This window comes from Geobacter sp. DSM 9736 (genome assembly GCF_900187405.1).
Taxonomy (GTDB): domain Bacteria; phylum Desulfobacterota; class Desulfuromonadia; order Geobacterales; family Geobacteraceae; genus DSM-9736.
Genome location: NZ_LT896716.1, coordinates 593,449 through 607,071, shown reverse-complemented (window position 1 = coordinate 607,071; position 13,623 = coordinate 593,449). Strand labels below are relative to the sequence as shown.

Here is a 13,623-nt window from a genome sequence, read left to right as displayed (position 1 = left end):
AGAAGAAACGATGTTTAGGTTAACCCGCCGAAGCGGATCATGGACTTTCCGGCGACTGCTCCTGGCGATTTAGTTCCCGCGCTCGCCGTTCGAGCTTCCTGCGCCGACGCCCGCCCAGGAAGGATTCCTCGATTACGATGGCGATGAACATAAGTACGAACAGCACGAAAATTACAGCGACGATCTTGAACAGCAGGTGCATCTTGTTTCCCACCTTTCCGGCAGATTGCTTTCCAGGGGAAACACGTTACACCGGCTCACATGTCTCCGTCAAGACGGTTGACCGCCCCCTCCACCAGCTTGACTTCCCGGGGGCTCATCATATCATTTTGAGAAAGGTGATACTCCTGCACGGGCGACACCGGCAGTCCGGGTCGCATGGAGGCAAACATGAAAGGAAGATCGACACGAGGCACGCTACCCTGGCTTATGTTGGGAGCGGGAGCAGTCCTCTTCGCCAAGGGGATGAGGCAGTTGAGACGCATCGACTTTCGTAACAGGTCCGTTATCATCAGCGGAGGGTCCCGAGGACTGGGGCTTGAGCTTGCACGGCAACTGGCCGGGGAAGGAGCTCGTCTTTCCCTGCTGGCACGGGACCCGAAGGAGCTTGAACGTGCAAAAGCGGAACTGGCAAGATCGGGCGCTGATGTACTCACCTATGAATGCGATATTCGTGACGAGGAAGAAGTAAGCGCCACTGTTGACGACATAGTGCGGCGGCGCGGACGGATCGACGTTCTCATCAACGATGCGGGGATCGTTCAGGTAGCTCCGTTCGAGAATTTGGACCCGGAGGACTATCGTGAATCAATGGACGTTCATGCATGGGGGCCACTCCGCCTGGTGTCTCGGGTCGTGCCCCACATGCAGCGGCAGAAATTCGGCCGCATTGTCAACATCTCCTCCATAGGCGGCGTCGTTGCAGTCCCGCACCTTCTGGCTTACACAATGGGAAAGTTCGCACTCACAGGACTCTCTGACGGCCTCAGAGGGGAATTGGCCAAGGACGGCATAAAGGTGACGACCGTTGCACCCGGGCTGATGAGGACCGGTGCCCACGTAAATGCCTACTTCAAGGGACAGTACCGGAAAGAATTCGCATGGTTCAGCATCTCCCAGGCAAACCCGCTACTCTCAACTACACCGCGGCATGCCGCCCGGCAGATCATCCAGGCATGCCGGTTCGGCCAGCCACGTCTCATCATAACCTTCCCGGCCAAGGCCCTCTTCTACCTCAATGCGCTCTTCCCGAGTCTGACGGCGATGGGCGCAGGCATCGCAGGCAGACTCCTTCCCGCTCCCTCCGGCACTGCCGGCCACAGGCTCCACACAGGATGGGAAAGCACCTCGGGGGCAGCGCCCTCACTTCTTACTCGTTTGAATGATCGGGAGATACCGCTGAACAACGAAATGTGATGCCTAGCCGCCGGAGCGATTGCTCCGGCACGGTTCTCGCGCTTGCTGACCTGTTCTTTTCCAATGCCTCAGATCACCCTCAAGTTTTATTATCCATTAGTCGATAGACTGAGCAGCATCGGCTGAATCTCCGGCAACCAGGGCGAGAATTTACTCCGCAATTGTTGCAAAACGAGGGGGCATCCAATGGCACAGTTGCCGAAAATGAATCCTTCAGACCTGGCGGCACAGATAATTCCATCAAGCACCGACCCGTTCTGGGTCAACCACGCGCGGGATCTGTGCGTGGCCCTGATTCATTATTGCCGATACCGTGATATCTATGAAACCGACCAGCTTGTGCGGGTGGCAAAACGACCTACCGACGAGCTTCAGAATCTGCTCAAGGGAGTCCCCGGGTGCGAGCGAGGTTACACCCTGCTCCACCTCAACGACAGCTTCGTCTGGACGGTACGTGGCATTGTCATGGAAGCCGTGACCGAGTACACGGCAGGAAGGCGCTGAAAGTTGATCTATTTCAGCAGTTCTGAAACTTTCACAAGAAGGTCCGGGATTCGCACCGGTTTTGCTACCACCGTATAGCTGTTGCCTACACCGTGGCTGGACAGTATCTGGTGGCTATAGCCGCTGAGAAAAAGGTAGGGTATCTCGGGCCTGATACATCTGATCGTATCCAGTGTCTCCTTGCCGTTAAGTCCCGGCATTATGGCATCGACCAGGACACAATCGATCTCCCCTCCGCGCTGCCGGAAAATCTCCACGGCCCTGTTGCCATCCTCCGCATCGATTACACGATAACCGGCATCCGAAAGAGCAGCAACCACAACCTTACGGACATCCGCGTCATCCTCGGCGACGAGTATCGTACCTCTCCCCCCGGGCACTCCCTTTTCGACGGCAACCTCAGTGAAACAATCCTCACTCTCTTCCTGCAACGGCAGATAGACCCTGAACTCACTTCCACCTGCGGGGACCGAAAGGACGAGGATAAAACCTCCATGCTGAATTACGGTTCCGTGGACCATGGCAAGACCGAGGCCGCTCCCCTTCCCTACCTCCTTCGTGGTGAAGAACGGTTCGAAAATGTTAGGCAGACTCTCGGGAGGGATTCCGGTACCGTTGTCGGCAACACCGATCCCGGCATACCACCCTGCAGGACGAGTGGACGGGAATACGACACCCGACTCAGGAAATGTGCTGCCGACCTCCTCTTTCCAGCTCCGGATCGTTATTTCTCCCGATCCTGGAAGTGAATCCCTCGCATTGGTGATGAGATTGAAGATAACCTGCTGGAGCAGGTTCTCATCGGCCCGCACGGGAAGAGGCTCATCTGCCAGCCTATGATTCAGCTTTACGCTCTCCTCGACGAGACGCCTTCCAAGGCTGATGCTCTGCCTGATTATCGTGTTTAGATCGGTAAGGTTGACGACAAGGTTCTGCTTACGGCTAAAGGCCAGGAGCCCCTGCGTGAGCGTAGTCCCCCTTTCCACTGCGCTTGCGATCTGGTCGACGTGGTGGGTCTCAGCCCCTGCATGATCGAGCTTTGATTTGGCGAGATACGCGTTGCCCAGCACAATCTGGAGAATGTTGTTGAGATCGTGCGCAACCCCTCCGGCGAGAAGCCCCACCGCCTCCATTTTCTGGGAGTGGCGGAGTCGCTCTTCCATCTTCATCCTGTCAGTTATGTCACGCGCTACAGCATATAGGACTCCACCGAGAGCCGGCGAAGCGGCCCACTCCAGCCACCGGTATGTGCCGTCCTTTCCGCGGTAGCGGTTGACTAACTGCATCGTCTCCTCCCCGCCTAATTGCCGCTGCATCTCCGTCTGCGTCTTTCCGCGATCCTCCGGGTGAACGAAATCGATCAAGGGATGTTGAAGCAACTCGTCCCGGGTGTACCCAAGTGTCTTCTCCCAGGCAGTATTGACCGCCTGGAAATGCCCCTGCGGGGATGCTATGCACACGAGATCAGGAACGAGATTGAAGAAGAGTTCCAGCTCTTCTTTGCTCCTGCGAAGGGACGAGGTCTTTCTGCGTATCTCATAGCGCAGAAGTGCGATAAAGAAGATGGCCGCCCCGGCCAACAGAACGGCTGCTCCGACGGCATACGGCAGCCAGTTGGGCAGCACCGGCATCATCCCTGCGCTTCCGTGTCCCCACTTTGCCCGAGCCAGGTGATAAGGGGATTTTTCCACCCGCCGCCACGCTCCCAAGTATCGGTCTAGCGTAGCCATGATGTCGCCGTTCTTCCCTTTGGCCACCGCAAAGTGGATGTCGAAGGGATTGAAGATGAACCCCGAGCTCTTCAGCTGGTAATTATGGCTCATGGCGGACCCGAAGGTGTTGTTGACGACACCTGCGTCAGCCTTCCCGTCACGGACCGCCTGTAAAACCTCATCGAAGCTGGCGTACTCTCTGTATGTACACGGGATATCGAAGCTCTTCATCTGGTTCTGGAAATTTTTCCCATTGAAGTCGCCGCTCATTACGGCAACTGTCTTTCCGCGCACGTCCCGGATATCCACTACGGGAGATTGCCGGGGCACGTACAGTTCCCCCCATACCGTCAGAAGCGGCACCTTTCCATAGTCCATAAACGTTGCACGTTCTTCCGTATAGGCAACGCTCGTTAGAAGGTCCACTTCCCCGGAACGGATGCGGTCAAGCCCATCCGACCAGCTCCCGAATATGTACTGGAGCTTCCAATGCTCCCGTTTCGCCACGGCTTCAAGGGTATCCACATAGAACCCTTTCACCGAACCGTCGCGATCCTGGAAAATGGCTGGATAGTAGGAGAAGGCACCTACCCGGACGATCCTTTCGGCAGGCGATGCCGCTAAGGGGAGAGTCGGAAAGAGAGTGATGAGGAGGAAGCAAAGCATGCAACGCGCAACATGGGTGGCTGCCATACGGGTAAGCCTCTCAGGGATAGGTCGGGAGGAAGAGTCTGTTCATGCTTTCCCTTCGGCATATCATTCATATTTCTTTATAAATGTTATGGCGGCAAAATACCTTTCATCAATAGCTATCCCTCCAGCCGCTGGATGCACTTCTCTATGTCGATCCCCTCACCCAGCACTCCGGCGAAAAGGTCTCCCACCCTCTCTACCCTCCGATGGATTGTCGAAATGGTGAACTCGCCGGGATCAAGCCCCGCCCGCACCTCATCCCAGCGAAGTGGCGTTGAAACTGTCGCTCCTTTTCGCGGACGTATGCTGTATGGGGCCGCCAGGGTCTGCCCCCTCCGGTTCTGGAGGTAGTCGAGGTACACTTTTTTCTGCCTTTTGCTGGGGCTCCGCTCCAGGCTCGTGATGTCCGGTACAAGCTGGTGGGCAAACATCGCGATGATATGGGCGAAGGTGGTAGCAGTATCGTAATCGTAACGGGCGCCGAGAGGGATATAAATATGCATGCCTGTAGCTCCCGACGTCTTCGGATAGCCAGGCGCGCCTGCCCGCTCCAGCACTTCGTGAACGGCAAGTGCCGCTTCGACCACCTTATCGTAGCCTATCTCCTCCGGGTCAAGATCGATGACGAAATAGTCGGGATAATCGAGACTCGGAACCCGTGAAAGCCACGGATTGATCTCGATGCACCCGAGGTTGGTGAGGTAAGTCAGAGCCGCCTCATCCTGACAGAGGAGAAAAGTTATCGACTTCTTCAGGGATTCAGAGTCGACCTTGTGGGTAGCTATCCAGTCCGGAACGATCTCGCCGATCTCCTTCTGGAAAAATCCCTTTCCCTCGATGCCGTGCGGGGTGCGGTAGAGTGACTCGGGACGGTCCCGCAGATGGGGGAGTATCCAGGGGGCAATCTTCCGGTAGTAGTCGATCACATCCCCCTTGGTGAACCCCTCCTCGGGCCAGAAGACCTTATGGAGGTTGGTGAGCTTGAGGCGCTTTCCCGCCACCGGAAACTCCTTCTCCCCCCCCTGATCAGGGGGTTGAGACTCCGGACGCAAACTCTTCGGAACCGCATGGACCGCCCGCTCCCGCACGACGCTTCGCGGGCTTCTGTCTTCCCGAAGCCCGATGAAAACCGGCTGACGCATGACCCCCTCATCGGTCCATTCGGAGAAGGAAACTTCACATACAAGCACCGGCTTCACCCAGGTCACCGGCATGTTCGTCTTCGGCCGCTCACGGAAAGGCGATTGGTGCTGCACCAGGGGCTTCAGCATTTCGTAAACATGCTCCAGCGCCCGTTCGTCGAATCCGCCGCCGCTGTGGCCGATGGGAACGAGCTCCCCATGCTCGTACACTCCGAGGACAAGGGTGCCGAAGCGCTTGCGACTCGCCCTGGGCGCAGTGAAACCGCAGATCACCGCCTCCTGCCGCAGCTTCGTCTTGATCTTGAGCCACTGCCGGGTTCGTTTACCCGAGATGTAGGGGCTGTCTATACGCTTGCCGACGATTCCTTCCAGGCTGTTGTCTCGGGCGGCGTTGAAAAATGAAATGCCTGTTTGTAGGATATGGTCGTTGTACCTGATGAGAGGGTGATCAGGAAGTATTGCCCGGAGCACCTCCTTTCGCCGCTCCAGGGGAAGCTCGCGCAGGTCTTTCCCTGCATAGTAAATGAGATCGAAGACAAAGTAGGTAACTTCCCCTTTTCCCGTCTCGCTATAGTTCTGGATGAGCTGAAAGCTGGAACGCCCCTTCTCGTCGAGAACCACTACCTCGCCATCCAGCACCGCATCCTCGGGTATAACTTCCAGAGCCCGGATTATGGAAGGAAACTTACGGTTGAATGGAAGGTTATTGCGTGAGTGGAGAATTACCTTCCCTTCACAGACCTCGGCGATGGCCCGGTAACCGTCCTGCTTGATCTCAAAAAGCCATTCGCTGCCGTCAAAGGGTTCGTCGGTGAGCGTGGCGAGCATCGGCTTCATGTCGCGGGGCATGGGGCCGGCAGGAGCAGCATTGAGTATACACCGGACATCTTCAACGGCCCCCGTCTCCCGGGCCTCTTCCGCTTCCTCCGCCGACCGGGCGGCCTTACCCTCCAGGCCTATCTCCTGGATTGTCCGGCCGCTGACAACCGAGCGGTCGAAGCGGGTCACATCCTCCCTGGAGGCAAAAGCGTCCTCCTTCTTGATGAGGAGCCACGAGTTCTCTCCCCCGCTCCTTATTTTCACAAGGGCGAATTTCCCCTTGAGCTTGTGCCCGTGCAGCTCGAACTTCAGGTCACCGCGGCGAAGCCCCTCGCGCAGTGCCCCTTCGTCCTCCTTCCGTCCCAGGCTCTCGTAGGGTGCATAAGTGCCCTCGTCCCAGAGCATCACGTTGCCGGCGCCATAGTTGCCTTTCGGGATCACCCCTTCGAAGGTCCGGTAGTCGTACGGGTGGTCCTCCACCATCATCGCAAGACGCTTGACTGAAGGATCGAGGGAAGGCCCCTTCGGTATGGCCCAGCTTTTGAGAACGCCGTCGAGTTCGAGACGGAAGTCGTAGTGGAGGTGCGACGCGGCATGCTTCTGCACCACGAAGCGGAGCGGGTTGTCCGAGACGTCTACCAGGCCGGCGGGCTCGGGGGTGCGTTCGAAATCTCTTTTCTTCTGATATTCCTCAAGCCCCATCGGCTCCTCGCATAGCAGGGCATTGACAGTTGTCGAACGGATCAGCCCGAGTCAGCACCCGCAGAAAGCCCCACGTAGCCGTAGCAGCGCTGCGCTGAATCGAATCCCGGTCAGCGGCGCCAGATTCGCGATGATTCCGTCGTCGGCGACGATCGATGGCCCGCAGGCGTAGCAGCGCTACGTCGAGGAGCCTGAGGAGGAGCCGGCGGCGGAAGGGCGCGAATATGGCGTCGGCTATCAGGCTGCCCGCGGCTTCTGCTTCTTCAGGCTCTCCTTGAGGAGGGTCATCATGTCCACAACCTTGGCTGGCCGGGGTTCCTTACCGGCGGGTTTGGTTTCCATTCCTTGGGCCTTGGCCTCGATAACCTTCTTGAGATCCTCCACGTATGTATCTTTATACTTGGAGGGATCGAACTTGGAGGTGTACTGGTCGATCAGCATGAGGGCAAGGTCAACCTCCTGCTTTCGCACATTATCCGATGATGGAAGATTCAGCACTTCGTACCCCCGCACCTCCTCCTGATAACGCATCTGGTTGAGGACTATGGCTTCCCCGACGGTCTTGATGACGCCTATGTTACCCCGGTTCCGCAGTACGTACGAGGCAATGCCGACCTTTTTCGACTGTCTGAGCGCCTCGCGTAGAAGGGCGTACGGCTTCATGCCCGTCTTCACCGGCTCCAGGTAGTACGGCTTCTCGAAGAATCTGCTGTCGATTTCCTGCTCCTCTACAAAATCGAGGATGTCGATGGTGTGGGTCTTCTCAACGTTGGCGCTCTCGAAATCCTGGTCCGTAAGCACCACATACCTGCCGTCGGAATACTCATATCCCTTGACGATCTCCGCGTTTGGAATCTCCTGACCATCGTACTTGCAGACCTTCATGTACCTTACAGGACAGAGGTCACTCTTTCGCAGCATGTCAAGATCAAGTGTATTGCTCTCCGACCCGCTGAACAGCTTAACCGGTATGTTCACGAGGCCGAAGTTGATGGAACCGGACCATATGGCTCGCATGGGTGCGCTCCTTAACGGCTGTAGTGGAGGGAATGCAGCAACTATACATTATCACGGGGAGGGGGGTTTGCAATGGTCATGCTCGGAGGCTATGGTTCCGGTAGGCAAGACGTGCCTGTATAGTCATAGATATCCTCTGCCAGGAACCTCACGCCCTTTCCCACCTCCGTCCTACACCCCTTCGCCGAACACAGTACCCAGCCAGCGCCATGACAAGTAATAGCAGGACCGAAATGATGATCATCGACATCAGCCTCAGTTGGGCCAGGCCCTGCATCTGGGACGAAACGTCCATCAGGGTCACCACCACCCCCACATGCTTTCCCTGAATATCGAAGAGGGGAAACCCGCCGAAGATCAGATCACCTGCACGATCCCCCGCCCCTGGAGCGATCGAAAGCTCGTATTCAAAAGGTTTGATGGCTGCTTCCGTTACGTACCTTCCTTTGAGAAACTTCTGGTCGGGGAATGTCACCCAGGCATGATGCGAGAGCACGTCCCAATCGGCCGGCAGCCCCCGTCTCTTCTGGGAAGCGATCCACTCGTCCCGGCTGAGCACCGATTTCTCCGCAAGTATCGCGAAAACATCTTTCTTGCGCTTTTGAAGGAGATCGAGAAAGTGGTCGATCTCTTCACCGATCTCCACATAGCCGATAAGACGGGAACCATGGTAATAGGGAGAAACGATCCGTAATGCGAAAGATGTTTTCCCCAGTTCGATGCCGACCGCCATCTTGCCGGTAACCACGGCTGTTTTGAGCGTTTCCCTGCGTATTTCATCCCCGTAAAGCTGCCTGTCATGCAGCCGAAGGAAATTCGTGCCGTCGGGAAGATGAAAATAGAAGTGCGTTATTCCATGCCTCTCGTGCAACATGGTGTATAGAGGCAGGCCTTTCTTGTAGAGCTTCTCACGGTCACCTTCTGCAAAAAGCTGCTTGAACTCCTCATTACCCAGAAACATGCTCAGTACGGCAGTGAGCTTTTCAGTATCGAAGGCCACATGGGCATTGAACAGGTCCTGGGACTCCTGAAGATGCTCCCTCGCCACCATGTTTACGTTTTTGATGTAAAGGCGTTCCATTGAGAGATAGGTCGCTATCAGTACAAGAAAAAATGCTGAAAGCGCTACGGTGAGGAGTTTCATGTGCCTGGTGATCATGCGGTTTCCCAGCCCCTGCCCCGACATCACTGACGGATTTAGAATTAGACACCATTACTAAAACAACAATGATGTCGATGGCAACAGGAATTTACACATCCGAAGCAAAATCAACGGAGAGTTCCTCAGTCCAAGTGTCGATTGCATGTCCCGAGGCTGGTTGTATGCTTTCTACAAAGTATTGTTAATCCGGCTTTGCAGGAGGACAGTATGATGACTTCATCATTGTGGGCGGCAACAGCACCCCTCATTTCTTTCCCCTCCCTGTCGGGTGAGACTGAAGCTGACGTAGTGATTGTCGGAGGCGGCATAACCGGCATTACTGCCGCCATGGAGCTATCCGAATCAGGTAAATCCGTAGTCGTGCTTGAAGCCTTGACAGTCGGCTCCGGAACCACCGGCTACTCCACAGGAAACATCTACGCGAACCTCGACAGCTACCTTTACCCGATTCGTGAAAAGTGGGGACCAGAGCGGGCAAAGGATGTCGCGCACTCACGTCGGTATGCGCTGGAACGTATCGAGACAAATACCGCTCGCTTTCAGATCGATTGCGGATACAGGCACTGTCCTCTGTACCTCGTCGCTCTGGATCGATCGCAGATTCCTGAGATGCAGAAGGAGTATGAAGCGTTGAGGGAAGCGGAATTCGAGGTTAGTGCTGTTACAGTACCCCCAATTCCTCTTCCGGCACTGCATGGGCTGCGGGTTGATAACCAGGCGCAGTTCCACCCCCTGGCGTACGTTCGAGGACTCGCACGGGGTATCACTTCCCAGCGGTGCCGAATCTTCGAGAATTCAAAGGCAGTGGACATAGATGAGCGGAAACTTGCGGTCGCAACAAAGGCAGGAAGAGTAAAGGCGGGCAAGATAATACTTGCTACACACACGCCGAAGGGCTTCAACCTCATCCAGACGGAGCTTGGTCCCTATCGGGAATACGGCCTTGCAGCAACGCTAAAGGCGGAGCGGTACCCGGACGGGATTTTCTGGAGCATGGACAAGCCCGGGCACTCGATTCGATCATATATGCACAACGGCAAACATTACCTTGTCGTAATCGGCGAAAAACACAAGACGGGACAGCATGATCCGGAAGTCGATTATCTCGGAAGGGTGGAGGAATTCACACGCACCTATTTCGATGTGAACGCTATAGAGTATCGCTGGTCGGCGCAACACTATCGTCCAGCCGACCACCTGCCGTATATCGGCCGGACCGCTTCATCAAAAGATATCTATATTGCCAGCGGCTTCGAAACTGACGGCCTCATCTACGGGGCGCTAGCCGCTTCGATCATTGCCGATGAGATATGCGGAAAAACGAACCGCTGGGAGGAGTTGTACAAGGCAACGAGGGTTGCTCCGCTGAAGGGGAGAGCGAGCCTGGTCGAAGAAAACGCCAACGTCGCAAAACAGTATGTGAAGGATTTTTTGGTGAAGGCACAGGTGGTGGACCTGAAAGACATCGCACCTGGACAGGGTGGAATAGTGAGAATGGAAGGGAAGCAGGTAGCGGTTTACCGGGACAAAGATGGGAACACCACAGCCCTTTCGCCCTTCTGTACTCACCTCGGATGCATTGTACACTGGAACGGGATTGAAAAAAGCTGGGACTGCCCATGCCACGGAAGCCGGTTCCGGTGGGATGGTGAAGTCATAGAAGGGCCTGCGATTTCAGAACTGCAGAAAATAGCATGACATAAAGCAAAAAACACAGGAACCGCCCTTTAAACGACAAAAGGTTAACCGGTAACGGTTAACCTTTTGCCTTACTGCTTAAATGGTGGGCGAAGAGGGGATCGAACCCCCGACATCCAGCTTGTAAGGCTGGCGCTCTCCCAGCTGAGCTATTCGCCCTTTTTAAATGGCGGGGTCGACGGGACTCGAACCCGCGGCCTCCGGCGTGACAGGCCGGCGTTATAACCGACTTAACTACGACCCCTTATAACCGCCATTGAAAAATTATACCATGCCTGCGAAAGCTGTCTTTATACCGGCTTTCGTGTCGGCTGTCAACACATTTTGTCGCCCTCTCAATGAGTCACAACTGTATCCTTTTGCCCGTCAGCTGCACCCTCTTTCAGCGGGAGTTGCCCTTCAGCGGATAGCTCCTCCAGAACTGCGTGGGAAAGGACTTCATCCATGTGCCCGACAAGGTGAATATTTACACCTGCCACGATATCCCGCGGGAGATCGGCCAGATCCTTCTCGTTTTCTTTTGGTATGAGCACCGTCTTGATGAACCCTCGCTTTGCAGCAAAAATCTTCTCCTTCAATCCGCCTATCGGCAAAACCCTTCCCTGAAGTGTTATCTCTCCGGTCATCGCCAGATCCCGACGCACCGGTTTCCGGGTAAGGGCCGACGTAAGTGCCGTCGCCATTGTAATCCCAGCCGAGGGACCATCTTTAGGAATGGCTCCTTCCGGAATGTGAATGTGAATGTCGAGATTCTGATAAAAATCACGGTCGAGTCCCAGAAGTTGTGCACGGGAACGCACATAGGTCATGGCCGCATGGGCAGACTCCTGCATAACCTCTCCTAGCTTTCCGGTGATCGTCAGCTTCCCCTTCCCGGGAAGAACTGCTACTTCTATATTGAGGAGTTCTCCACCTACCTCTGTCCAGGCAAGCCCGGTCACTACCCCGACAACATCCTTTTCCCCTGCGATGCCGTACCGGTATTTCGGCACCCCCAGGTATTCCCGCACCTGCCTGGGTTGCACAAGGTGCTTGCCCTTGCCTCCCTTGACGATGCGATGGGCAATCTTGCGACAGACCCCTGATATTTCTCTTTCAAGGTTTCGGACCCCTGCCTCCCGCGTATAAAGCCGGATGATTTCCTGAATGGCGCGGTCGGTGAAGGTTACATCATGCTCCTGCAGACCGTTTGCTATGATCTGCTTCTTGATCAGGTAGTGCCTGGCAATATTCAGCTTTTCGTTCTCGGTGTAGCCTTCGAGCTTGATTACTTCCAGCCGGTCGAGCAGGGGACGGGGGATCGAATGCAATGAGTTTGCTGTCGCAAGAAACATCACTTTTGAGAGATCGAAGTCCACATCAAGAAAATGATCGTTGAAGATATGGTTCTGCTCAGGGTCAAGCACCTCAAGGAGCGCAGACGCGGGGTCGCCACGAAAATCGGAACTCAATTTATCGATCTCATCTAGAAGAAAGAGAGGATTACAGCTCCCGCATTTCTTCAGGTTCTGAATTATCTTACCCGGCATGGCGCCTACGTATGTCCGCCGATGCCCCCGGATTTCTGCTTCGTCACGAACACCACCTAGTGACATCTTGACAAAGTTCCTACCGGTCGCTCTGGCGATGGAGCGGGCAAGGGAGGTCTTTCCTACGCCTGGAGGCCCCACAAGGCACAAAATCGGTCCCTTGTTGTTTTTGACAAGTGCATTAACGGAGAGATACTCAAGAATCCGCTGCTTTACCCTGTCAAGCCCGAAGTGATCTTCATCAAGTACCGCTTCCGCCATAGAGATATCACGCTTCTCGCTGGTAGTTTTCCCCCAGGGAAGCGACACGAGCCAGTCGATGTAGTTGCGGACAACAGCAGCCTCAGCGGACATAGGAGACATAAGCTTCAGCTTTCTCAGTTCAGCCAGAGCTTTCTGCTTTGCCTCCCGAGACAGCTTAATCTTCTCGATCTTCTCTTCCAGCTCCTTTAGTTCCTGCTTCAGGTCATCCTTTGCTCCAAGCTCTTTCTGGATCGCACGGATCTGTTCATTCAGGTAATACTCGCGCTGGGTTTTCTCCATCTGCTTTTTCACGCGCCCGCGGATCTTCTTTTCAATCTGGAGGATTTCTATTTCGGCCTCCATAAGTGAAAGAATCTTTTCCAGGCGCACCGCAGGATCAGCAGTGGCAAGGAGCTGCTGCTTTTCCGGGGTCTTCACATTGAGGTGCCCCACAACAGTGTCAGCAAGTTTGGAGGGGTCATCTATCCCCGTCAGCACGTTGAGCACCTCATCGGAAATATCCCGGGTGAGTTTCCCATACTGTTCGAATGTAGATAAAACACTACGTACCAGTGCTTTCATCTCGGGGTTTGGAGAGACAGGCTCGGAGACTTCTTCAACGTCGACACTAAAAAATTCCGCTGTTGAAAGAAAGTTCGCGATGATACCTCGGCTTTGTCCTTCCACGAGAACCTTAATCGTCCCGTCCGGAAGCTTCAGAAGCTGGAGTATCGTGCAGATGGTTCCTGAGCGGTGAATCTCCTCAGGTGCGGGATCTTCGGTACGAGCATTTTTCTGAGCGGCTAGAAAAATAGTCTTGTCCACATTCATGGCAGCCTCAAGAGCGAGAACGGATTTCTCACGCCCTACAAAGAGGGGCACTACCATGTGCGGGAATACAACGATGTCTCTCAATGGTAAAAGAGGGAATCTTTGCAGATTCCCTCCAGTCTTGCCGGTCTTCGGTTGTCGTATGCTCATTTCTT

9 protein-coding genes and 2 tRNA genes are annotated in these 13,623 nt (G+C 55.2%); 3 read left to right on the top strand and 8 right to left on the bottom strand.

Features of this window, described 5'->3' with window-relative positions:
• Positions 1-37: 37 nt before the first annotated feature.
• Positions 38-202, bottom strand: coding sequence for a hypothetical protein (locus tag CFB04_RS18000; protein ID WP_172825426.1), 165 nt, complete (start codon positions 200-202; stop codon positions 38-40).
• 188 nt (positions 203-390) lie between these two features.
• Here CFB04_RS18000 and CFB04_RS02820 point away from each other — a divergent pair, with 188 nt between their 5' ends.
• On the top strand, positions 391-1,416 hold the full coding sequence (locus CFB04_RS02820) for an SDR family oxidoreductase (RefSeq protein WP_088533865.1): 1,026 nt from the start codon (positions 391-393) through the stop codon (positions 1,414-1,416).
• A 186-nt stretch (positions 1,417-1,602) separates the two neighbouring features.
• Entirely contained in the window at positions 1,603-1,920 is a 318-nt protein-coding gene (locus tag CFB04_RS02815) for a type IV secretion system DNA-binding domain-containing protein (RefSeq protein WP_088533864.1), read from the top strand.
• 8 nt (positions 1,921-1,928) lie between these two features.
• On the opposite strand, the gene CFB04_RS02810 is transcribed toward CFB04_RS02815, so the two are convergent.
• The 4 genes from CFB04_RS02810 to CFB04_RS02795 all read right to left on the bottom strand — a co-directional run bounded on the left by CFB04_RS02810 (position 1,929) and on the right by CFB04_RS02795 (position 9,164).
• Positions 1,929-4,325, bottom strand: a complete 2,397-nt coding sequence (locus CFB04_RS02810) for a transporter substrate-binding domain-containing protein (protein ID WP_088533863.1) — start codon at positions 4,323-4,325, stop codon at positions 1,929-1,931.
• A gap of 116 nt (positions 4,326-4,441) precedes the next feature.
• Positions 4,442-6,988 carry a DNA ligase D gene (gene ligD, locus CFB04_RS02805; RefSeq protein ID WP_088533862.1) on the bottom strand — a complete coding sequence of 849 codons (2,547 nt, stop codon included), beginning with the start codon at positions 6,986-6,988 and terminating at the stop codon, positions 4,442-4,444.
• Positions 6,989-7,225: 237 nt separating this feature from the next.
• Positions 7,226-8,005 carry a Ku protein gene (locus CFB04_RS02800; RefSeq protein WP_088533861.1) on the bottom strand — a complete coding sequence of 260 codons (780 nt, stop codon included), beginning with the start codon at positions 8,003-8,005 and terminating at the stop codon, positions 7,226-7,228.
• A 148-nt stretch (positions 8,006-8,153) separates the two neighbouring features.
• On the bottom strand, positions 8,154-9,164 hold the full coding sequence (locus CFB04_RS02795) for a cache domain-containing protein (RefSeq protein WP_157698693.1): 1,011 nt from the start codon (positions 9,162-9,164) through the stop codon (positions 8,154-8,156).
• 210 nt (positions 9,165-9,374) lie between these two features.
• Between CFB04_RS02795 and CFB04_RS02790 the strand changes: the two genes are divergently transcribed.
• Positions 9,375-10,865 (top strand): FAD-dependent oxidoreductase, encoded by a 1,491-nt coding sequence (locus CFB04_RS02790; protein WP_088533859.1) that lies wholly within the window; start codon positions 9,375-9,377, stop codon positions 10,863-10,865.
• Positions 10,866-10,948: 83 nt separating this feature from the next.
• Here CFB04_RS02790 and CFB04_RS02785 read toward each other — a convergent pair.
• From CFB04_RS02785 to lon, 3 genes are all read right to left on the bottom strand, one after another.
• Positions 10,949-11,024, bottom strand: a tRNA-Val gene (locus CFB04_RS02785).
• 8 nt (positions 11,025-11,032) lie between these two features.
• Positions 11,033-11,109: transfer RNA gene (locus CFB04_RS02780), tRNA-Asp, on the bottom strand.
• A gap of 91 nt (positions 11,110-11,200) precedes the next feature.
• Entirely contained in the window at positions 11,201-13,618 is a 2,418-nt protein-coding gene (lon, locus tag CFB04_RS02775) for an endopeptidase La (protein ID WP_088533858.1), read from the bottom strand.
• Positions 13,619-13,623 lie beyond the last annotated feature (5 nt).

Excerpts from the sequence above, each read along its gene's own strand:
- CFB04_RS18000 (WP_172825426.1), bottom strand. The coding sequence starts at position 202 with ATGCACCTGCTGTTCAAGATCGTCGCTGTAATTTTCGTGCTGTTCGTA.
- CFB04_RS02820 (WP_088533865.1), top strand. The coding sequence starts at position 391 with ATGAAAGGAAGATCGACACGAGGCACGCTACCCTGGCTTATGTTGGGA.
- CFB04_RS02815 (WP_088533864.1), top strand. The coding sequence starts at position 1,603 with ATGGCACAGTTGCCGAAAATGAATCCTTCAGACCTGGCGGCACAGATA.
- CFB04_RS02810 (WP_088533863.1), bottom strand. The coding sequence starts at position 4,325 with ATGGCAGCCACCCATGTTGCGCGTTGCATGCTTTGCTTCCTCCTCATC.
- ligD (WP_088533862.1), bottom strand. The coding sequence starts at position 6,988 with ATGGGGCTTGAGGAATATCAGAAGAAAAGAGATTTCGAACGCACCCCC.
- CFB04_RS02800 (WP_088533861.1), bottom strand. The coding sequence starts at position 8,005 with ATGCGAGCCATATGGTCCGGTTCCATCAACTTCGGCCTCGTGAACATA.
- CFB04_RS02795 (WP_157698693.1), bottom strand. The coding sequence starts at position 9,164 with ATGATCACCAGGCACATGAAACTCCTCACCGTAGCGCTTTCAGCATTT.
- CFB04_RS02790 (WP_088533859.1), top strand. The coding sequence starts at position 9,375 with ATGATGACTTCATCATTGTGGGCGGCAACAGCACCCCTCATTTCTTTC.
- lon (WP_088533858.1), bottom strand. The coding sequence starts at position 13,618 with ATGAGCATACGACAACCGAAGACCGGCAAGACTGGAGGGAATCTGCAA.